The 19,429-nt window shown below is 69.8% G+C and carries 18 protein-coding genes; 10 read left to right on the forward strand and 8 right to left on the reverse strand.

All coding sequences use genetic code 11. The features are described from left to right. Window positions 1-9: 9 nt before the first annotated feature. On the reverse strand, window positions 10-1,515 hold the full coding sequence (locus tag ABS735_RS37320; protein ID WP_373904689.1) for a cytochrome ubiquinol oxidase subunit I: 1,506 nt from the start codon (window positions 1,513-1,515) through the stop codon (window positions 10-12). A 299-nt stretch (window positions 1,516-1,814) separates the two neighbouring features. Next, entirely contained in the window at window positions 1,815-2,894 is a 1,080-nt protein-coding gene (gene hisC / locus ABS735_RS37325; protein WP_373904690.1) for a histidinol-phosphate transaminase, read from the reverse strand. A gap of 422 nt (window positions 2,895-3,316) precedes the next feature. Here hisC and ABS735_RS37330 point away from each other — a divergent pair, with 422 nt between their 5' ends. The 3 genes from ABS735_RS37330 (at window position 3,317) to ABS735_RS37340 (ending at window position 7,091) form a co-directional block, all read left to right on the forward strand. After that, window positions 3,317-4,429, forward strand: coding sequence for a LacI family DNA-binding transcriptional regulator (locus tag ABS735_RS37330; RefSeq protein ID WP_003975000.1), 1,113 nt, complete (start codon window positions 3,317-3,319; stop codon window positions 4,427-4,429). Between the two features lie 506 nt (window positions 4,430-4,935). After that, a complete protein-coding gene (sppA, locus tag ABS735_RS37335; protein ID WP_373904691.1) occupies window positions 4,936-6,042 on the forward strand; it encodes a Ser/Thr/Tyr protein phosphatase SppA in 1,107 nt (368 codons plus the stop codon). 182 nt (window positions 6,043-6,224) lie between these two features. After that, complete coding sequence (locus ABS735_RS37340; RefSeq protein ID WP_373904692.1) at window positions 6,225-7,091, forward strand: hypothetical protein; 867 nt, start codon at window positions 6,225-6,227, stop codon at window positions 7,089-7,091. Between the two features lie 24 nt (window positions 7,092-7,115). Here ABS735_RS37340 and ABS735_RS37345 read toward each other — a convergent pair whose 3' ends face one another. Next, window positions 7,116-8,570, reverse strand: coding sequence for a VWA domain-containing protein (locus ABS735_RS37345; RefSeq protein ID WP_373904693.1), 1,455 nt, complete (start codon window positions 8,568-8,570; stop codon window positions 7,116-7,118). Between the two features lie 80 nt (window positions 8,571-8,650). Then, the gene (gene thiC, locus ABS735_RS37350; protein ID WP_373904694.1) at window positions 8,651-10,477 is read right to left on the reverse strand and encodes a phosphomethylpyrimidine synthase ThiC; all 1,827 of its coding nucleotides are present in this window, start codon (window positions 10,475-10,477) and stop codon (window positions 8,651-8,653) included. Between the two features lie 253 nt (window positions 10,478-10,730). On the opposite strand from thiC, the gene ABS735_RS37355 reads away from it, so the two are divergent. Then, window positions 10,731-12,290 carry a YibE/F family protein gene (locus tag ABS735_RS37355; protein WP_373904695.1) on the forward strand — a complete coding sequence of 520 codons (1,560 nt, stop codon included), beginning with the start codon at window positions 10,731-10,733 and terminating at the stop codon, window positions 12,288-12,290. Window positions 12,291-12,338: 48 nt separating this feature from the next. Here ABS735_RS37355 and ABS735_RS37360 read toward each other — a convergent pair whose 3' ends face one another. From ABS735_RS37360 to ABS735_RS37375, 4 genes are all read right to left on the reverse strand, one after another. Then, window positions 12,339-12,776: an SsgA family sporulation/cell division regulator gene (locus tag ABS735_RS37360; RefSeq protein ID WP_007388906.1), complete on the reverse strand. Its 438-nt coding sequence runs from the start codon at window positions 12,774-12,776 to the stop codon at window positions 12,339-12,341. Window positions 12,777-12,876: 100 nt separating this feature from the next. Beyond that, window positions 12,877-13,602 carry an IclR family transcriptional regulator gene (locus ABS735_RS37365; RefSeq protein ID WP_373904696.1) on the reverse strand — a complete coding sequence of 242 codons (726 nt, stop codon included), beginning with the start codon at window positions 13,600-13,602 and terminating at the stop codon, window positions 12,877-12,879. A 318-nt stretch (window positions 13,603-13,920) separates the two neighbouring features. Next, entirely contained in the window at window positions 13,921-14,133 is a 213-nt protein-coding gene (locus tag ABS735_RS37370) for a DUF5326 family protein (RefSeq protein ID WP_007388908.1), read from the reverse strand. Window positions 14,134-14,274: 141 nt separating this feature from the next. Further along, on the reverse strand, window positions 14,275-14,592 hold the full coding sequence (locus ABS735_RS37375; RefSeq protein ID WP_003975009.1) for a cupin domain-containing protein: 318 nt from the start codon (window positions 14,590-14,592) through the stop codon (window positions 14,275-14,277). A 59-nt stretch (window positions 14,593-14,651) separates the two neighbouring features. On the opposite strand from ABS735_RS37375, the gene ABS735_RS37380 reads away from it, so the two are divergent. The 6 genes from ABS735_RS37380 to ABS735_RS37405 all read left to right on the forward strand — a co-directional run bounded on the left by ABS735_RS37380 (window position 14,652) and on the right by ABS735_RS37405 (window position 19,346). Further along, window positions 14,652-15,029 carry a phage holin family protein gene (locus ABS735_RS37380; RefSeq protein WP_373904697.1) on the forward strand — a complete coding sequence of 126 codons (378 nt, stop codon included), beginning with the start codon at window positions 14,652-14,654 and terminating at the stop codon, window positions 15,027-15,029. Window positions 15,030-15,034: 5 nt separating this feature from the next. Then, on the forward strand, window positions 15,035-15,529 hold the full coding sequence (locus tag ABS735_RS37385) for a low molecular weight protein-tyrosine-phosphatase (protein ID WP_373904698.1): 495 nt from the start codon (window positions 15,035-15,037) through the stop codon (window positions 15,527-15,529). Next, window positions 15,526-16,704: a cystathionine gamma-lyase gene (locus ABS735_RS37390; protein WP_373904699.1), complete on the forward strand. Its 1,179-nt coding sequence runs from the start codon at window positions 15,526-15,528 to the stop codon at window positions 16,702-16,704. Before ABS735_RS37385 ends, ABS735_RS37390 begins: the two co-directional genes overlap by 4 nt. 239 nt (window positions 16,705-16,943) lie before the next feature. After that, on the forward strand, window positions 16,944-17,849 hold the full coding sequence (locus tag ABS735_RS37395) for a LysR family transcriptional regulator (RefSeq protein WP_373904700.1): 906 nt from the start codon (window positions 16,944-16,946) through the stop codon (window positions 17,847-17,849). 70 nt (window positions 17,850-17,919) lie between these two features. Further along, on the forward strand, window positions 17,920-18,402 hold the full coding sequence (locus tag ABS735_RS37400) for an NUDIX domain-containing protein (protein ID WP_373904701.1): 483 nt from the start codon (window positions 17,920-17,922) through the stop codon (window positions 18,400-18,402). A gap of 77 nt (window positions 18,403-18,479) precedes the next feature. Beyond that, a complete protein-coding gene (locus tag ABS735_RS37405; protein WP_373904702.1) occupies window positions 18,480-19,346 on the forward strand; it encodes a GNAT family N-acetyltransferase in 867 nt (288 codons plus the stop codon). Window positions 19,347-19,429: the final 83 nt, after the last annotated feature.

The following is a 19,429-nucleotide window of genomic DNA, read 5'->3' on the forward strand; positions in this document are numbered from 1 at the left end:
TCCCTCGGCCTAGTACGAGAAGGCCATCGGCTTGTCGGCGTCACGGAGATCGCCGCCGATCTTCGTGGGCGGGTTGGTGTCGGCCTCGGTCAGCTCGGGCGGGCCCGCCTTCACGTACTTCGCGAGGAGCTTGACCTCGATGACGGCCAGGACGGCGTACAGCAGGGTGAAGACGGACATCGAGATGATGACCTCGGCGGTGGAGACACCGGGGGAGACCGCGTCGCGGGTCTGCATCACGCCGTAGACCACCCAGGGCTGCCGGCCCATCTCCGTGAAGATCCAGCCCCAGGAGTTGGCGATCAGCGGGAACGCCATCGTCCACAGCGCCAGCAGCCAGTACATCCGGGTGAGCCTCGTCCCCAGCGGCTTCTTCAGCAGCACCAGGTGCGGGACCTCGTCCTCGCCGGTGCGCAGGGCCGGTGGCAGGAGGAACCTCTTCCGCGTCAGCCACAGGCCCAGCAGGCCGAGGGAGAAGGACGCCATGCCGAAGCCGATCATCCAGCGGAAGCCCCAGTAGGCGACAGGGACGATGGGCTTGTAGTCACCGGGGCCGAACTGCTCCTGGAGGGCCTTGTTGGTGTCGTTGATGCCGGGCACGTAGGACTCGAAGTCGCTGTGCGCGAGGAAGGACAGCAGGCCGGGGATCTCCAGGGCGACCTTGTTGTGCCCCTTGTCGACGTCCCCGTAGGCGAACACCGAGAACGGTGCCGGCTCCTCGCCGTCCCACAGGGCCTCGGCGGCGGCCATCTTCATCGGCTGCTGCTCGTACATGACCTTGCCGAGGGTGTCGCCGCTGACCGCGGTGAGCAGGCCGCCGACCGCCAGGGTGACCAGGCCGAGCCGGAGCGAGGTCCGCATCACCGGGATGTGCTTCTTGCGCATCAGGTGGAACGCGGCGATGCCGACCATGAAGGCGCCGCCCGTGAGGAAGGCCGCCGAGAAGCTGTGGAAGACCTGGTTGAGGGTGGTGTTCTGGGTGAGGACCTGCCAGAAGTCGGTGAGTTCGGCGCGGCCCTTCTCCTCGTTGATCCGGTAGCCGACGGGGTGCTGCATCCAGGAGTTGGCCGCGAGGATGAAGTACGCCGACAGCAGGGTGCCGATCGAGACCATCCAGATGCAGGCCAGGTGGATCTTCTTGGGCAGCTTGTCCCAGCCGAAGATCCACAGGCCGATGAAGGTGGACTCGAAGAAGAAGGCGATCAGCGCCTCGAAGGCGAGCGGAGCGCCGAAGACGTCGCCGACGAAGCGGGAGTAGTCGGACCAGTTCATGCCGAACTGGAACTCCTGCACGATGCCGGTGACGACACCCATCGCGATGTTGATCAGGAAGAGCTTGCCCCAGAACTTGGTCGCCCTGAGGTACTTCTCCTTCTCCGTGCGGACCCAGGCGGTCTGCAGTCCGGCCGTCAGGGCGGCCAGCGAGATCGTCAGCGGGACGAACAGGAAGTGGTAGACGGTCGTGATGCCGAACTGCCATCGCGCCAGCGTCTCCGGCGCCAGAGCCATGTCCACGTCGTCACTCTCCTCACATCGCCACACAGCCGTGGTCAGCGGCAGTTTGAGCGTGTTTGTCACACCCAACGCGGGCGCAATCGGGACACGCTTGTGAACGCGTTCACATTCACAAGCAATTATGACCTACTGCTTTTCGACACCGGAAGGGGGGTCCCCTGTGACGTCAACCCCTTCGTCGTAAATTCCACGAACCGTTGAAAGCGAAGCGGTGGGGGCGGCCCCACGACATGCCGAAACGACGACTCGCGGGACGGCAGGCTGCCGTCCCGCGAGTCGTCGTTCCCGGGTCGTGGGGGCTACAGCTCCTTGCGGAACTCCTCCGACACCTTCAGGAAGATGTCGTTCGCCTCGCTCTCGCCGACCGTCACGCGCACGCCCTCGCCCGCGAAGGGCCGGATGACCACACCGGCCTGCTCGCAGGCGTCGGCGAAGGCGAGCGTGCGCTCCCCCAGCCGCAGCCAGACGAAGTTGGCCTGGCTCTCCGGCACGGTCCAGCCCTGCGCGCGCAGCGCGTCGGCCACGCGGGTGCGCTCGCACACCAGCGAGCCGACCCGGCCGATCAGCTCGTCCTCCGCACGCAGCGAGGCGATCGCCGCCTCCTGCGCGATCTGACTGACCCCGAAGGGCACCGCCGTCTTGCGCAGCGCCGCCGCCACCGGCTCGTGGGCGATCGCGAACCCGACCCGCAGGCCGGCCAGGCCGTAGGCCTTGGAGAAGGTGCGCAGGACGCAGACGTTGGGCCGCTCACGGTAGAACTCGACGCCGTCCGGGACCTCGGCGTCGCGGATGAACTCGCGGTAGGCCTCGTCCAGGACCACCAGCACGTCGCTCGGCACCCGGTCCAGGAACCGCTCCAGCTCGGCCCGCCGCACCACCGTGCCCGTCGGGTTGTTGGGGTTGCAGACGAAGATCAGCCGGGTCCGGTCGGTGATCGCGTCCGCCATCGCGTCGAGGTCGTGCACCTCGCCCGGCGTCAGCGGCACCTGCACGGACGTCGCCCCGCTGACCTGCGTGATGATCGGGTACGCCTCGAAGGAGCGCCAGGCGTAGATCACCTCGTCGCCGGGGCCCGAGGTCGCCTGGATCAGCTGCTGGGCCACACCGACCGACCCGGTGCCGGTGGCCAGGTGAGAAAGGGGCACGCCGAAGCGGTCCGACAGCTCTGCCATCAGCGACGTGCAGGCCATGTCCGGGTACCGGTTGAAGGAGGCGGCGGCGGCCGTCACCGTCTCCATCACTCCCGGCAGGGGCGGATAGGGGTTCTCGTTGGAGGACAGCTTGTAGGCCACCGGGCCGTCGGCCGCGGCGGGCTTGCCCGGCTTGTAGGTGGGAATCCCCTCCAGCTCGGCGCGCAGCTTGGGGCTCTTCTCGCTCACCGCAGTCCTCCTCGTGACCACCACCGGCATCGAATACTCCTCACCTTATGAGGATTCGCCGCCGCTGCGTATAGGTGGGACCGGACCTCGTCCAGGTGTGACCAGGCCTCGTCCGTCACAGTGGCATCAAGGGCATCAGCACACGAAGGCGCACGTTTCGGGGGGCGCGCCGGACATATATCTACGCGCCGGTGGCTCGCGCCGTGGCGCGCATCCCTCGTGCAGGTGAGTTGAGACCTCTTCGCAACATCCAACCCTTGGCAGGCCTTCACTGGTCAACACGTCAGGTAACGGGGTGGGCGGGCCCAACTGGCTTGCTTTCCAAGGGTGTTAGCTGTAGATGATCATGCAGAAACGTGACTGTCAACGCGTGCATATGCGTCCGCCCTACCCCACCCCATGAGCCCTACTATCGGCTCGCCATGACAGCAGCAGGGAAGCACCAGGTGAGCCGCGCGGAAACCTCACGTCGAGGCAGCCGGCCGGGCCGGGCGGGTATCAGGGACGTGGCCGCCGCCGCCGGAGTATCCATCACTACCGTCTCCGATGCCCTCAACGGCAAGGGCCGACTCCCGGATGCCACCCGGCGCCATGTGCGCGAGGTCGCCGACCGACTGGGCTACCGGCCCTCGGCCGCCGCCCGCACGCTCCGCACCGGCAAGTCCGGACTGATCGGCCTGACCGTGACGACGTACGGGGATGAACCTTTCACCTTCACCGAGTTCGCGTACTTCGCCGAGATGGCGCGCGCCGCCACCTCCGCCGCGCTCGCCCGCGGCTACGCCCTCGTCATCCTCCCGGCGACCTCCCGTCACGACGTGTGGTCCAACGTCGCGCTCGACGGCACGGTCGTCATCGACCCCTCGGACCACGACCCGGTCGTCAGCGAACTGGTCCGCCAGGGCCTCCCCGTCGTCTCCGACGGCCGCCCGGCCGGCTCCCTGCCGGTCACCGCCTGGGTCGACAACGACCACGAGGCGGCCGTACTCGGCATCCTCGACCACCTCGCCGACGCCGGCGCCCGCAGGATCGGCCTGCTCACCGGCACCACGACCGACACGTACACCCATTTGTCGACCACCGCCTACCTGCGCTGGTGCGAGCGCGTCGGCCAGGACCCCGTCTACGAGGCCTACCCCGCGCACGATCCGTGCGCCGGCGCGGTCGCCGCCGACCGGCTCCTCGCCCGCCCCGACCGGCCCGACGCCGTGTACGGCCTGTTCGACCCGAACGGCACCGATCTGCTCGCCGCCGCCCGCCGCTACGGTCTGCGCGTCCCCGAGGACCTGCTGCTGGTCTGCTGCAGCGAGTCCACCGTGTACGCCAGCACCGAGCCGCCCATCACGACCCTGTCGCTGAAACCCCGCCGCATCGGCACCGCCGTGATCCAGGTCCTCATCGACGCGATCGAGGGGTTGCACTCCGACCAGCCGGTCGAGCAGGTGATACCGACCGAACTGATCGTGCGTACCTCGTCGCAGCGGCGCCCGCCGCGAACGACGGTCAGCCCGCCGCGCTCGCCGGAGGGCGAGTAGGGCGGCCCGGGTGCGCGGAACACGGAGCCCGGGCACCGGCCATGTGGGACCCGAGTACCCGCTGCGTGGAACCCGGACAGGGGCCCTGTCGCGCCGGACACGGGGTGCGAGACGGGCCGCGGCCGTGCGCACGGCCCGACCGAGGCACCCCGGGAGCGGCGCCGGACCTCGCGGCGGCGCGTCCCGGTCGGAACGGCATGCGCGGAAGGCCGACACTGACGAAGGACGCGGGCGAACGACGCGGAAGCGCGGCGGCACAGGACGGCGGAACAGGACGGCGAAACAGGGCGGCGAACGCCACACCCGGCACATCCGGAGCACGGCCGGGCCCCGGTTACGGACGGGCGAAGCCAGGCCCAATCGGGGCGAAAGCCGCGGTGAACCGGAGTCCTGTCCTGATTCACCACCCCTGGGTCATCACACAGCGCGATCCGCATTCCTATGATGGGCCCACACACCGCGGGCCGCTGCGACCAGGCAGTCCGAAGCGGTGCAGATGCGGCGCGATGGTGGAGGGGTCGATGACTCAGGGGGCCGGTCAGGGACCCGAGGTGGAGCGGACGGCGACGGTGCGCGACTTCCGGGTGCCCGCGTACGTCCACGATGCCGCTCCGTACGCTGCCCCCGGCATGCACACGGGCGAGTCGGCACCACCAGCCGAGGAGGGGCTCGAGGAGACCCTGCCCGAGGGCTACACGCCCACTCAGCGCGATCTGCCCGTCATCCGCCGGGGCGACACGGTCCAGGTCACGGTCGACCCCGAGCCGGTCGCGGTGCGGCAGCAGGCCACCGGCCAGGGCCCCCTGTTCGTCGTCGGCGACGTGCACGGCTACCTCGACGAGCTGCTGGCCGCCCTGCGGGAGAAGGGCCTCGTCGACGACGCCGGCCAGTGGTGCGCGGGCACCTCCCGGCTGTGGTTCCTCGGCGACTTCACCGACCGCGGTCCGGACGGCATCGGCGTCATCGACCTGGTGATGCGGCTGTCCGCGGAGGCCGCCGCGGCCGGCGGCTACTGCAAGGCGCTGATGGGCAACCACGAACTGCTGCTGCTCGGCGCCAAGCGGTTCGGCGACACCCCCGTCAACTCCGGCGCGGGCACCGCCACCTTCCAGGCCGCCTGGCTGCTGAACGGCGGCCAGAAGACCGACATGGACCGGCTGCAGGACCACCACCTGCAGTGGATGGCCCGCCTCGACGCCATGGAAGAGGTCGACGACCACCTCCTGGTCCACTCGGACGCCACCACCTACCTCGACTACGGCCGCTCCATCGAAGAGGTCAACGACACCGTCCGCGAGACGCTCACGCGCAACGACGCGGAGGAGGTGTGGGACCTGTTCCGCAAGTTCACCAAACGCTTCTCCTTCCGCGACGAGGGCGGCGCCGACGCCGTGCGCTCACTGCTGGATACGTACGGCGGCACCCGGATCGTTCACGGCCACAGCCCCATCCCCTATCTACTGGGCGAAGTCGGTTCCGAGGACGGCGAGGACGACACCCGCACCGTCGTCGAGGGCCCGCACGTCTACGCGGACGGCCTGGCCATCGCGATGGACGGCGGCGTGACCATGGCCGGAAAGCTGCTGGTCCAGCAACTTCCGCTGGACGCCTGACCGTTCACCGGGCGGACTGTTCGGGGGCGCCGTCCGTACGGACCGGCACCCAATTTCTGGAAACCCCCTGTCACCCTCCACCGTCACCGCTCTACCATCGGCTTATCCGTAGCAGGCTCCCCTCCGTTTCTGCCCGACGGCTCGTTGGCATGCGAGCCCCAAGCCCTACGGAGCATCGGGGGATGCACATGAACAGCGTTCCGCAGTACCTGTCGAACGAGGACCGCCAAGAGTACGAGCGGATCCTCGACGAGGCGCTGCGCTCCGCACCACACCGCCCGGAACTGGCCGCTGTCGGTCAGCGGCTCAACTCCGAACAACTGCGCACCATGGCACTCAACGCCTCCGCCCTCATCACGGCGGCGGCCACGACCGAGTACCAGCACTACGTGAAGGTCCGCGAGGAACTGCGCCACCCCTCGGCCCCGTCGACCACCACTCGCGGACCCGGCTCCCAGGAGCAGGGCACGGGCGCGGGGGGCCTCGCCGCCACCATGGGCGAGATGGCCGAGGCGACCGGTGCGGGGGCCGTCGCCGTCGTCGCCGTTCTGGCGCCGGTCCTGGCCGGCACCGCCGCGGCGATCTTCCTGCTGGTCGGCTACATCCTGAAGATGCTCGACCCGGGGCAGACCTTCGCGCAGACCATGCTCACCACGGGGTGGGTGTTCGGCGCCGTCACCGCGGTGGCGATCCTCGTCGCCGCGGTGGGACTGCTGCTCACCGCGCTGCGCAACCGCCCCTCCGCCGAGTCCGCCTTCTACACCGCGCGCGACGAGGAAGTGTCCCGGGCCAGGGATGCCTGGCACGAGGCCCTGCTGGAACGCGGCATCCTGCCCTTCCTGCGGGAGGCGCTCAGCGACCCGGGCGCGGCGGCGCTGCACCGCACGGGACCGGCGGCACCGAGCAGCAGCCGCATGCCGCACCTCGGCTACGGCCGTCCCGGGTTCACCAGTCCGGACGGCGGCTCCGACGCGGGTTCGCGCCCGAGCTACTCGAGCCCGGACTACAGCAGCCCGGACTTCGGTGGCCCGGAACACCGGCCCGAGTAGCCACCGGCACGGGCGGGCAACGACTCAGAGGATGCCCGCCCGGCCGGCGGCAGTGATCCAGGACGGGAACTCGGACAGCAGACGGTCGTACAGCTCCGGGTCCGGTACGGTGCCGATGTCGTCGACGGCGAAGAAGCCGACGTTGTCGACGCGACGGCCCGGCAGGGTGTCGAAACGCTCCAGCACCCCGTAGTTGGAGCGCCCGAGCCCGACGAACTGCCAGAAGACGGGTTCCTCCACGGCCTCCCGCAGTTCCCGCTCGATCTCGGCGTTGCGGTAGACACCGCCGTCGGAGAAGAACAGCACCAGGGTCGGAACAGGTGCCGGGTTGTCCCGGACGAAGGCGCGGACCTCGGCGATCACCTTCTGTTCCTCGTTCTGGATACCGACCGCCCGCATGTCGACCTGCTCGGTGCGCAGGCCCTTTTTCCTGCCCCGCCGGAACAGGCTGATCTCCCCCACGCGTACGTGCAGCCTCAGCCAGTCGGGCAGCTCGCCCAGGCGCAGGTCGGGCAGGCGCGCCGGGTTCGAGGCGAAGGTCCACGCCTGCATCTCGCCGTCGTCGTCCAACTGCGCGGCCACGGCGGCCATCCGCTCCACGACGTCGGCGACGGTGCCCTTGGAGTAGAGGAAGGACATGGACCCGGAGGCGTCCAGTACGAGGACGACGCGCGCGGTGACCCCGGCCGCCCCGCGCTTGCTCAGGCTCACCGCGACCTGCTCCTTGCGCAGGGACAGCCGCTTGCGCATGTCCACGGGGAGGCGTTCCTCGCCCTTGGTGAGACGGGGGCCGGTGGCGGCCGCCGCCGCACTCGGCGGTACGGGCGGCGCAGAGGGGACCGGCGGTGGTACGGGTGCCGCGGGTGGTGTGGGCGTTGGGGGAGCCGTTGCCGTCGGCGGGCCGGGGGCCGGGGCGGGAGCCGCCGCCGGGGGAGCGTCGTCCACGGTGATACCGAAGTCCGTGGCCAGCCCCGCGAGTCCGGCGGCGTACCCCTGTCCTACCGCGCGGAACTTCCACTTCCCCTGGCGCCGGTACAACTCGCCGCCGACCAGTGCGGTCTCCGGCCCGGCCGTGATGTCGAACCGGGCCAGCTCGGTGTCCGTCCTGGTGTCCAGCATCCGCAGCGACAGCCCCGGAACCCGGCCGAACGTCCCGCCGTCCGCCGAGGCGCACAGGACGATGCGCTCGACAGCCGTCTCCACCGAACGCAGATCCACCTCCACGGCATCGCGCGTGACGCCCGCGTCCGCGCCGGGACCGCCCCGCTTGCCCAGGTGCCGCACAGCGCCGGACGTGTGACGGGGCTGGTTGTAGAAGACGAAGTCACCGTCGTCCCGCACCCGTCCGGCCGAGGTGAGCAGCAACGCGGAGGCGTCGACCTCGGGGACGCCCGGCCCGGCGGACCACACGAGTTCGGCGCGCACCGCGGGGGAGTCGACGGCGACGTTGGCACCCTTGCTCAGAGAGGTGGCTGTCATGCCTCCAGTCTGCCGAGCAGGCACCCTCGACGGGGAGAGGGCCGACCCTGCGGCCTGTCCCCCTCCCCGCGCCAGTGCGCTCAGTCCGTGATCGGCAGGTACACGCGGTTGCCCGCCGCCGCGAACTCCTTCGACTTCTGCGCCATGCCCTCCTCGATCTCGACCTTGCTGCCCCCGTGCTCCCGGCGAATGTCCTGAGAGATCTTCATGGAGCAGAACTTGGGTCCGCACATGGAGCAGAAGTGGGCCGTCTTGGCGGGCTCGGCCGGCAGTGTCTCGTCGTGGAACTCCCGCGCCGTGTCCGGGTCGAGAGCCAGGTTGAACTGGTCCTCCCACCGGAACTCGAACCGGGCGTCCGACAGCGCGTCGTCCCACTCCTGTGCACCTGGGTGACCCTTGGCGAGGTCGGCGGCATGGGCGGCGATCTTGTAGGTGATGACGCCGGTCTTGACGTCGTCACGGTTGGGCAGGCCCAGATGTTCCTTGGGCGTGACGTAGCAGAGCATGGCCGTGCCCCACCAGGCGATCATCGCGGCACCGATGCCGGAGGTGATGTGGTCGTACGCCGGCGCGACGTCCGTCGTCAGCGGGCCGAGCGTATAGAACGGAGCTTCATCGCAGATCTCCTGCTGAAGGTCGATGTTCTCCTTGATCTTGTGCATCGGGACATGTCCCGGGCCCTCGATCATGGTCTGTACGTTGCAACGCTTGGCGATCCGGTTGAGTTCCCCGAGGGTGCGCAACTCGGCGAACTGCGCCTCGTCGTTGGCGTCCGCGATCGATCCCGGACGCAGGCCGTCGCCGAGGGAGTACGTGACGTCGTAGGCGGCGAGGATCTCGCAGAGCTCCTCGAAGTTCTCGTAGAGGAACGACTCCTTGTGGTGCGCCAGGCACCACGCGGCCATGATCGAGCCACCGCGCGAGACGATGCCGGTCTTGCGGTTCGCGGTCAGCGGTACGTACGGCAGGCGCACGCCCGCGTGGACCGTCATGTAGTCCACGCCCTGCTCGGCCTGTTCGATCACGGTGTCCTTGTAGATCTCCCAGGTCAGCTCCTCGGCCCGGCCGTCGACCTTCTCCAGGGCCTGGTAGAGCGGCACGGTTCCGATGGGAACGGGGGAGTTGCGCAGGACCCACTCACGCGTGGTGTGGATGTTGCGGCCGGTGGAAAGGTCCATGACCGTGTCGGCGCCCCACCGGGTAGCCCAGGTCATCTTGTCGACCTCCTCCTCGATGGAGGACGTCACCGCCGAGTTGCCGATGTTGGCGTTGACCTTCACCAGGAACCGCTTGCCGATGATCATCGGCTCGATCTCGGGGTGGTTCACGTTGGCGGGCAGTACGGCACGTCCCGCGGCGATCTCCTCGCGGACCACTTCCGGTGAGACGTTCTCCCGGACGGCCACGTACTCCATCTCCGGGGTGGTCTCGCCCCGTCGTGCGTACGCGAGCTGCGTCACCGCGGTGCCGTTCCGGCCCCGGCGCGGCTGACGCGGGCGGCCGGGGAAGACGGCGTCGAGGTTGCGCAGTCCGCCGCGTGGCGAGGTGTGCTTGATCCCGTCGTCCTCGGGACGGACGGGACGGCCCGCGTACTCCTCGGTGTCGCCGCGGGCGATGATCCAGTTCTCCCGCAGCGGCGCCAGCCCCCTGCGGACATCGGTGTCGACGAGTGGGTCGGTGTACGGGCCCGAGGTGTCGTACAACGTGACGGACTGCCCGTTGGTGAGGTGCACCTGACGGACCGGCACCCGCAGATCGGGGCGCGAGCCCTCGACGTACGCCTTGTGCCAGCCGATGGACTTCCCGGCCTCCGTGGTCTCCGCGGCGCCCTCCTGGGCGGAGTTCTGCGTGGGGTTCGGTGCGGAGTTCTGCGCGGAGGCAGACGTGCGTGCGTCCTTGATGGTCATGAGACCTACTCCCTACGCCGGCATTACCCGGTAACAGGTTCGGCGGTCGACGCAGCGGCTTCCATCTGACGGTGCTTCGTGGGATACGTCACTCGACTTCGGTGACGTTTCCCGTGAAACATCGCTGGGACGGAGGTCAGCGCCCTCTCAGCCCGGTGCTCCGAGCTCCCGCGTGTACAAAGGTGCCTCCACGCTAGCGCCCATTCGGGCGCGGTGAACAGAGGGCCCCCCTCGTTCTTGCGATGATCGGGCGGTGACCACACCGCAGCATCCCCCCTTCCCGCCGCGCGGGCCCCGCCGCGGACCGAACACCGAAGAGGGCGACGGTCGATCAACCGGCCATGTCCCCGTCGTCGCTCACGGCGCGAGCGACGGCAGACCCGAGGCTGATCACGGGCATGCTGCGGGCCACGGCACCGGTGCGGGTGACGGGCACGGTGCGAGCGGCGGCGGGCACGGGTCAGGCCACGGGCACGGGGCGGAGGGTGGTGGACATGGCGCGGGCGGCGGGCACGGGCACTCGCACGCACACGGTCATGGGCCCGCGGCGCCCGTCTCCCGGCACCTGCGGAAGGTCATCGCCGCGATCCTGATTCCCTTCGCCGCGGCCGTGGTGGTCGGGCTCGCGCTGCTGTGGCCGGGCGGTGCGCCGCCCCACGAGCGCACCGGCGTCGGCTTCGACCGGCAGACACAGCAGGCCACCGTCACCAAGGTGGTCGAGCTGAGCTGTCAGTCCGTCAACGCCTCGGGCGGCACCCCGACCGGCGACACGTCCACCGCCGAGGGTTCCTCCGTGGTGCAGCAGGCAAAGGGCGAGTGCAAGCGGGCGACCATCCGCGTCGATACCGGCGACGACAAGGGCCGTACGTTCGACGAGATCGTGCAGCCGGACCAGTCACGGCAGTTGCACGAGGGCCAGGAGGTCGTGGTCGCCTACGAGCCCTCCGCGCCCAAGGACCTGCAGTACTCGGTGACCGACATCAACCGCCGGCTCCCCCTGGCCCTGCTCGCCGGGATCTTCGCCCTCGCCGTCGTGGTCGTCGGACGACTGCGTGGCCTCATGGCGCTGGTCTCGCTGGCCATCAGCTTCCTGCTGCTGAACTTCTTCATCCTGCCGGCGATCCTGGAGGGCTCGAACCCTCTGGTCGTGGCGGTGATCGGGTCCAGCGCCATCATGCTGATCGCCTTGTACCTGTGCCATGGGCTGTCGGCCCGAACCTCCGTGGCGGTGCTCGGCACCTTGATCTCGTTGTTGCTGATCGGCGTGCTCGGGTCGCTGTTCATCGGCTGGGCCGCGCTCACCGGCAACACGGACGACAACACGGGCCTCATCCACGGCCTGTACCCGTCGATCGACATGAGCGGTCTGCTGCTCGCCGGGGTCATCATCGGTTCGCTCGGTGTCCTCGACGACGTGACGGTCACCCAGACGTCGGCGGTCTGGGAACTGCACGAAGCCAACCCGACGATGGGCTGGCGCGGTCTGTACCGCGCGGGCATCCGCATCGGCCGCGACCACATCGCCTCGGTCGTGAACACGCTGGTCCTCGCCTACGCGGGCGCCGCGCTGCCCCTGCTGCTGCTGTTCTCGATCGCGCAGAGCGGGGTGGGAACGGTCGCCAACAGCGAGCTGGTCGCGGAGGAGATCGTGCGTACGTTGGTCGGCTCGATCGGCCTGGTGGCCTCGGTGCCGGTCACCACGGCCCTCGCCGCCCTGGTCGTGTCGGCGGACCGGCCGGCCCAGGCCGCGGGGGCGGCAACAGCTGTGGGGGCACCCGCACGTGGCGGGCGGGGCCGTCGCCGTAAGCGCTGACACGCCCGGCGAAGCGTTACGCCACCGCTGCGGGCCTGCCGTAACGGTTCAGCCCGCGCTCTGTTCCTCCGCCAGGATGCGGTCCAGGGCTTCGTCGAGATGGCTGTCGAAGTCGGCGAGCGCGCCCTCCTGGCCGAGCGGCACCAGCTTGTCGGTACGGTCGAGGAAGGCCACGAGGGGCGCGGCCGAGGAGCGGAAGAGCGCCTGGTCGCTGCCGACCTGAAGGCGGATCAGCACCTCGGCCAACGGCTCGGGGTCGACCGGTGCGATGCGCACGTCACCGTCGCCGCACGGCCGGCCCACTCCGTCGACCAGCAACTCCCGGCCGAAGGCCCAGGTCACCGGCGCGTCTCCGGGCAGATGAAAGGTCAGGCGTACGGCATAGGGATCCCGGGTCTCGTAGCGCAGCTCCACCGGGATGCGGAAAGAGAGCTCCTCGGACACGAGAAAGCTCATCATGACCTCTGCCTGTACGGACTCGCCCATTCGCCTACCCCGTCATTCGCCGTCGACTGTCCGGGAATCAAACCTCTAACACTGATGGCATCTTGCTCAACGTACACACCAGATCACAAGGAGTGAGTTTTCAGATACTGATAGAGAGCGCGAGCGACCCCAGACGCCGCCCCACCTCGTTCTGCAACCGCTGCGCCGCGGGCACCAACCGGTCCGCCTGATGGAGGGGCAGTGAGATGGCCATCGTCGCGGCCGTGGTGCCGACAGTGATCGGAATTGCCGCGCACACCGTCCCGAGCGCGTACTCCTGGCGCTCGGTCACCGGCGTCATCCGGCGCATGCGTTCCAGTCGTTTCAGCAGGCTGTGACTGTCACGCACCGTGTACGGCGTGACCGGCTGCACCGGGTAGCGGTCCAGGTGATCACGGCGGGCGTCCTCGTCCAGCTGTGACAGCAGGCACTGCCCGATGGCGTGCGCGTGCCCCGTCTCGCGGAAATCCGCCCACTCCTCGACCGCCGGGTTGCCCGGGGTGTCGGAGACGCACATGACCTCGATCTCGCCGTCCCGGTACATCGCGTAGTACACGGGGACGCCGATCGCGTCACGCCAGCGCGCCATGGTGTCGACCACCGTGGTGCGACGTTTCTGCTCGGCCCCGCTGCTGCTCAGCCGCTCGGCGGCCTCGCCGAGGAAGAACAGTCCCTTCTCCCGTCGCAGATAACCCTCGTGCACCAGGGTGCGCAGCAGGTGGTACGCCGTGGGCAGCGCCAGCCCCGTCTCGCGGGCCAGTTGTTTGGCCGGGGCGCCGTACTCGTGCTCGGCGACGCACTCGAGCAGGCGCATCGCCCGCTGCACGGAGCCGATCAGAGTCGCGGAGGGCGGGTCTGGGGAGGATCGCGCGGGGGATGTCCGAGGCGTCGAGCAGGGCTGCACGGGGAGGGCGTGCAGCTGAGCGAATGCGGTGTCAGCCGTGGCCAAGGGTCACTCCCGGAACGCGAAGAGGCAGCCCGTGCGAAGAACACGGGTGGGGGTGTACGCCGTTCGCGAGGTCGCCCCCGCGTGGAGTTCCGGACTCTAACCGCCGGTCACCGCTCACCGACGGCCCGTCCGGGAAACTTCCCCCGCCCGAGGGAACCGGTGGTTCCTGTTACCGCCACCGGTGCCCCACCTCGCTCACCAGTCGCTGCGCGACGACGAGCTCGACATGAACTTGCGTACGACGTAGATCAGTCCGCCGACGAGCGCGACGAAGACCAGCAGCTTGAACAGCAGTCCGATCACGAACCCGACCACGCTGGCGATCAGCCCGCCGAACACGACCAGGGCGATGACCGGCACCGCGATCCACTTCACCCACCACGGCAGTCCCGTGAAGATCTCTCGCATCGCCCTTGCCCTTACCTTTCGGGGAGTCCTGGGAATCCTCTGATGTCCTGCACCCGATGCTAGAGCCGCGAGCGCCACGGCAGGGGCCCCGCATCCTTTGTCTCCCCCTGACCGATCCCCTAGGGAACCCCGGGGCCGGTCTCAGCTCTCCGGCGGAGAGAACACCACCAGAACCCGCAGGTCCTCGCTGATGTGGTGGAACTTGTGGGCGACCCCGGCCGGCACGTAGACCACGCTGCCGCGGGCGACCTGGGTGGTCTCCATGCCCACGGTGATCGCGGCCCGCCCGCTCACCACGAAGTACACCTCGTCCTGTGCGTGCGGTTTCTGCGGGTCGGTCGTCCCCGCATCGAGGGCGTACAGGCCGACCGACATGTTCCGCTCGCGCAGGAACTGCAGGTAGGCACCGTCGTTGGCGGCGCGCTCCGCCTCCAGTTCGTCCAGCCGGAATGCCTTCATCGCCTCGTCCGTCCCTGCCTCACCGTTCGTTTCCGATCGCGTCTGCCACGATCAGACACATGAAGAATTTCCTAGTCAAGACGATCGCCAACGCCGGCGCCCTCGCCGTCGCCGTGTGGCTGCTCGACAAGATCACCCTGACCGGGGGCAGCACCGGGGAGAAGGCCGCCACCCTGATCGTGGTCGCCCTGGTGTTCGGCCTGGTCAACATGGTGGTGAAGCCCATCGTGCAGGTGCTGACCTTCCCGCTGTTCATCCTGACCCTCGGCCTGTTCACGCTGGTGGTCAACGCGCTGATGCTGTTGCTCACGTCGTGGGTGGCCGACAAGCTCGACGTGAGCTTCCACGTCGAGGGGTTCTGGACCGCCGTCCTGGGCGGCCTGATCATCTCGATCGTCTCCTGGGCACTCAACGCGTTCCTGCCCGACGGGGACTGATTCCGATGACCTACCGCCTCTGTTTCGTGTGCACGGGAAACATCTGCCGCTCCCCGATGGCCGAAGCCGTCTTCCACGCGCGCGTGGCGGACGCCGGACTCGACGACCTGATCGAGGCCGACAGCGCCGGCACCGGCGGCTGGCACGAGGGCGAGGACGCCGACCCGCGCACCGTGGCCGTCCTGGCGGAGAACGGCTACGGCCTCGACCACACGGCCCGCCAGTTCCAGCAGTCCTGGTTCTCCCGTCTCGACCTGGTCGTCGCCCTCGACGCCGGGCACCTGAGAGCCCTGCGGCGCCTCGCCCCCACGGAGCGGGACGCGGCCAAGGTCCGCCTGCTGCGGTCGTACGACCCCGCCGCCGACGGCGGTGACCTGGACGTCCGGGACCCCTACTACGGGGGCCGGGACGGTTTCGAGGAATGCCTTGAGATGGTGGAAGCGGCGAGCACCGGACTGCTCGCCGCGGTACGCGAACAAGTGGAAGGACGGGCGGCATGAGCAATTCCGCTGCGAACGGCAGTACCGGTACGGGTTCGGAGACGTCCCCTTCCCGTCCCGGTGACGGCACCCGCGCGGTGCGGGCCGGGCTGCCCGAACCCGTCAAGCACGAGCCCACCCTGCCCGGCCCGGTGTTCGCCGCCCACTTCCACCTGCCGGGCGACCCGACCGGTCCGTACACCTACGGCCGCGACGAGAACCCCACCTGGACCCACCTCGAGCGCGCCATCGGCGAGCTGGAGGCGCCTGGGCAAGCCGACGTGGAGACACTCGTCTTCGCCTCCGGCATGGCCGCGATCTCCTCGGTGCTCTTCTCTCAGCTGCGCGCCGGGGACACGGCCGTCCTGCCCGACGACGGCTACCAGGCGCTGCCACTGGCCCGCGCGCAGCTGGAGGCGTACGGCATCGAGGTGCGCACCGCGCCGACCGGCCAGGACGCCCAGCTCGACGTCCTGGACGGGGCGAAGCTGCTGTGGATCGAGACGCCGTCGAACCCCGGGCTCGACGTGTGCGACGTACGGCGGCTCGTCGAGGCGGCACACGCGCGCGGTGCCCTGGTCGCCGTCGACAACACCCTCGCCACACCGCTCGGGCAACGCCCCCTGGAGCTGGGCGCCGACTTCTCGGTGGCCAGCGGCACCAAGCAGCTCACCGGCCACGGAGACGTCCTGCTGGGCTACGTGGCCGGCCGCGACACCGGGGCGATGACCGCCGTACGGCGCTGGCGCAAGATCGTCGGTGCGATCCCCGGCCCCATGGAGGCCTGGCTGGCGCACCGCTCGATCGCCACCCTCCAGCTGCGCGTGGACCGGCAGGACGCCACCGCGCTCAAGGTGGCCGAGGCACTCCGGAACCGGCCTGAGATCACCGGCCTGCGGTACCCCGGGCTGGCCGACGACCCGTCCCACAAGGTCGCCTCGCAGCAGATGCTGCGCTACGGCTGCGTCGTCTCCTTCACGCTGCCCTCACGCGCGCGTGCCGATCGTTTCCTCGACGCGCTGCGCCTCGTCGAGGGCGCGACGAGCTTCGGCGGGGTGCGGTCCACCGCTGAGCGGCGCGGGCGCTGGGGCGGCGACGCGGTGCCGGAGGGCTTCATCCGGCTCTCGGTCGGCGCGGAGGACCCCGACGACCTGGTGGCGGATCTGCTGCGCGCGCTGGACGAAACGGCGGACTGACGCCGTCGCGCCGCCCTTCGTACCCTCCCCGGCCTGACCGGCCGGGTACGACGGACGGTCCGAGCCTCCCCCCTCGTGGCTCGGACCGTCCTCCGGTTCCACGCGCGAAGAACCGCGCGAACCAGGCTAGTTGACTGGGTGTCAGTGTCCAATCACAGTAGCGACAGCGACCTATCGACATATTTATAGTTGGGCACGGCCGGGGGCTGGAGAAGAACAGAAGAGGGGACGGGTTTTCCGTGGATCTGGCCTTGCTCCGCACCTTTGTCACCGTGCACCGGGCCGGTTCGTTCACCCGCGCGGCTGCCCTGCTCGGCCTCTCGCAGCCCGCCGTCACCTCGCAGATCCGAACGCTGGAGCGTCAGCTCGGCCGCCCGCTGTTCCTTCGGCAGGCCCGCGGAGTGACCCCGACGACCATCGGCGACGAACTCGCCCACAAGGCAGCACCGCATCTCGACGCCCTGGTGGAGATCGCCGAGACCGGACTGGGGGACGACTCCTCCCTGCGGACCCTGCATCTGGCCGGGCCGCCCGAGTTCACCGCCGAACGGGCGCTGCCCGCGCTCACCGAACTCACTCGCGAGGACGGCCGGACCTTCGCCCTGCGCGCCTCGTTCGGGAACGCCGAGCAGACCTTGGAGGGCTTGGCCGCCGGGCATCACGATCTGGCCATCGGCACGGCCCGCCCCCGCGGCTCGTTGCTCACGGCGACTCCGCTCTGCGACGAGGTGCACGTCCTGGTCGCCACGCCGCACTGGGCGAAGCGTGCCGGTGCCGAAAAGCTCCACGACACCGACGCACCCGCTCTGGAACACGTGCCCGTGGTCGATGTGCACGAGTCGCTGCCCTTCGTCGCCCGCTACTGGGCATCCGTCTTCGACGCCCGTCCGGCCGCCCCGGCCACCGTCGTCGCCCCCGACCTGCGTGCGGTCCTCGCCTGCACGATCGCGGGGGCGGGTCTCGCCGTACTGCCCCGCTACCTGTGCGCGGAGGCGCTGGAGCGCGGTGACGTCGTCGCCCTGCGCGATCCGCCGGTGCCGCCGTTGCGGACGTACTTCCTGGTAGCGCGCACCGGCACGCTGGCGATGCCGCACATCGCCCGGGCCCACGAGGGATTGCTGCGCGCGGCCGCCGCCTGGAACTGAGCCGACGGACTGACGAACCGGGCGTGCGTCACGATGTTTCACGTGGAACCAGCCGGGCCACATTTCTCCCATGACCGTCCGACCCGTGGTCAAGCGCACCGCCCGCGCCGTCCTGCTGGACGGCGACCACCTGATCCTGATCAAGCGGACCAAGCCCGGTGTCGACCCCTACTGGGTCACTCCCGGCGGCGGGGTCGAGCCGGACGACACCACCGTCGTGGACGCCCTGCACCGCGAGGTGTACGAGGAACTCGGCGCCAAGATCAGCGACGTCGTGCCCTGTTTCGTGGACACCGTGGAGCACATCGGCGAGGACGGTGGCGCGACCGGTGTGAAGGTGCAGCACTTCTTCGTCTGCCACCTGGAATCCATGGATCCGTCCCTGCGGCACGGCCCCGAGATCGACGAGCCCGCCGGTGAGTACGAGATCGTCAGGGTGCCGTTCACCCGGGTCGGGATCGCCTCGGTCCACCTCGTACCGCTGTCGCTGCGGCACTACCTGGACGGCAACATCGAGGGTGTGCGCGCCATGCACGCCCCCGACCTCGGTTGAACGACGTGGCCGAAAGCCCCCGTGTTCCGCCGGAAAGAGGTGGACGCGGGCGGCCGCTGTCGGACAGCCTGACCTGCGTGCCGACTCCATTCCTCGCCTCTGCACCGATCCGCCGTCTGACGCTCCGCGATCTCACCGCCTGCGCCGACCTGTCCGAGGACCGGGGGTGGCCGCGCGAGGAGCACAAGTGGGGGTTCCTCCTCACGGCCGGAAAGGGATACGGCATCGACGACCCCGGCGGCGGCCTCGTCGCCGCCTGTACCGTCACCGAGTACGGCCCCCAGGAGCGCCCCGCGCTCGCCGCCATCGGAATGGTGCTGGTCGCCGAGCGGCATGCCCGCCAGGGCGTCGGGCGCCGGCTGATGCGCCACGTCGTCTCCGCCCTGGGCACCGTTCCGCTCACTCTGCACGCGACGCCGTACGGCCGGCCGCTCTACGAGGAACTCGGTTTCAAGGTGACGGGCGGGGCGGAGATGGTGCGCGGCCGTTTCGTCCCGGGCGGGCCGGAACCGAAGACGGTCACTCGCGCGGCCACCGCCGAGGATCTCACCGCGATCCTCCGGCTCGACGAGGAGGTCTTCGGCGCCGACCGCACCCACATCGTCACGCGACTGCCCGCCTTCGCCGACCAGCTGCGCGTCGCCGAGGACGACGGCCGGATCACCGGGTACGCCGCGGCCTGGCCGAACATGGACACCCACGTCGTGGGCCCGCTGATCGCCCGTGACACCGGGACGGCCAAGGCGCTGATCGGCTCCCTCGCCGCCCGCACCGACCGGCCGCTGCGCACGGACATCGACGTACGGCACGAGGAGCTGCTGATGTGGGTGAAGGAGCGCGGCCTGTCCACGGTTGTCCCCAACGCGGTCATGACCTACGGGATCACCGAGCTGCCCGGGGACTGGAACCGGCGGTTCGCGCCGCTGACGGTGGCGGCGGGCTGACTTCGGCGGTACGCCCCTGCGGCACGGCGACGCCGGTTCCCGGGCTGCCCGGGAACCGGCGTCGGACGGACCGGCCGCTCGAG

Source organism: Streptomyces sp. MMCC 100 (genome assembly GCF_041538145.2).
GTDB lineage: Bacteria > Actinomycetota > Actinomycetes > Streptomycetales > Streptomycetaceae > Streptomyces.

What these genes read in the sequence shown, in the direction of transcription:
- ABS735_RS37370 (WP_007388908.1), bottom strand. Translation starts at nt 14,133, where the DNA reads ATGCGAGAGATCTTCACGGGACTGCCGTGGTGGGTGAAGTGGATCGCG.
- thiC (WP_373904694.1), bottom strand. Translation starts at nt 10,477, where the DNA reads ATGACCATCAAGGACGCACGCACGTCTGCCTCCGCGCAGAACTCCGCA.
- ABS735_RS37345 (WP_373904693.1), bottom strand. Translation starts at nt 8,570, where the DNA reads ATGACAGCCACCTCTCTGAGCAAGGGTGCCAACGTCGCCGTCGACTCC.
- ABS735_RS37385 (WP_373904698.1), top strand. Translation starts at nt 15,035, where the DNA reads ATGACCTACCGCCTCTGTTTCGTGTGCACGGGAAACATCTGCCGCTCC.
- ABS735_RS37330 (WP_003975000.1), top strand. Translation starts at nt 3,317, where the DNA reads ATGACAGCAGCAGGGAAGCACCAGGTGAGCCGCGCGGAAACCTCACGT.
- ABS735_RS37380 (WP_373904697.1), top strand. Translation starts at nt 14,652, where the DNA reads ATGAAGAATTTCCTAGTCAAGACGATCGCCAACGCCGGCGCCCTCGCC.
- ABS735_RS37390 (WP_373904699.1), top strand. Translation starts at nt 15,526, where the DNA reads ATGAGCAATTCCGCTGCGAACGGCAGTACCGGTACGGGTTCGGAGACG.
- sppA (WP_373904691.1), top strand. Translation starts at nt 4,936, where the DNA reads ATGGTGGAGGGGTCGATGACTCAGGGGGCCGGTCAGGGACCCGAGGTG.
- ABS735_RS37340 (WP_373904692.1), top strand. Translation starts at nt 6,225, where the DNA reads ATGCACATGAACAGCGTTCCGCAGTACCTGTCGAACGAGGACCGCCAA.
- ABS735_RS37360 (WP_007388906.1), bottom strand. Translation starts at nt 12,776, where the DNA reads ATGGGCGAGTCCGTACAGGCAGAGGTCATGATGAGCTTTCTCGTGTCC.
- ABS735_RS37375 (WP_003975009.1), bottom strand. Translation starts at nt 14,592, where the DNA reads ATGAAGGCATTCCGGCTGGACGAACTGGAGGCGGAGCGCGCCGCCAAC.
- ABS735_RS37400 (WP_373904701.1), top strand. Translation starts at nt 17,920, where the DNA reads ATGACCGTCCGACCCGTGGTCAAGCGCACCGCCCGCGCCGTCCTGCTG.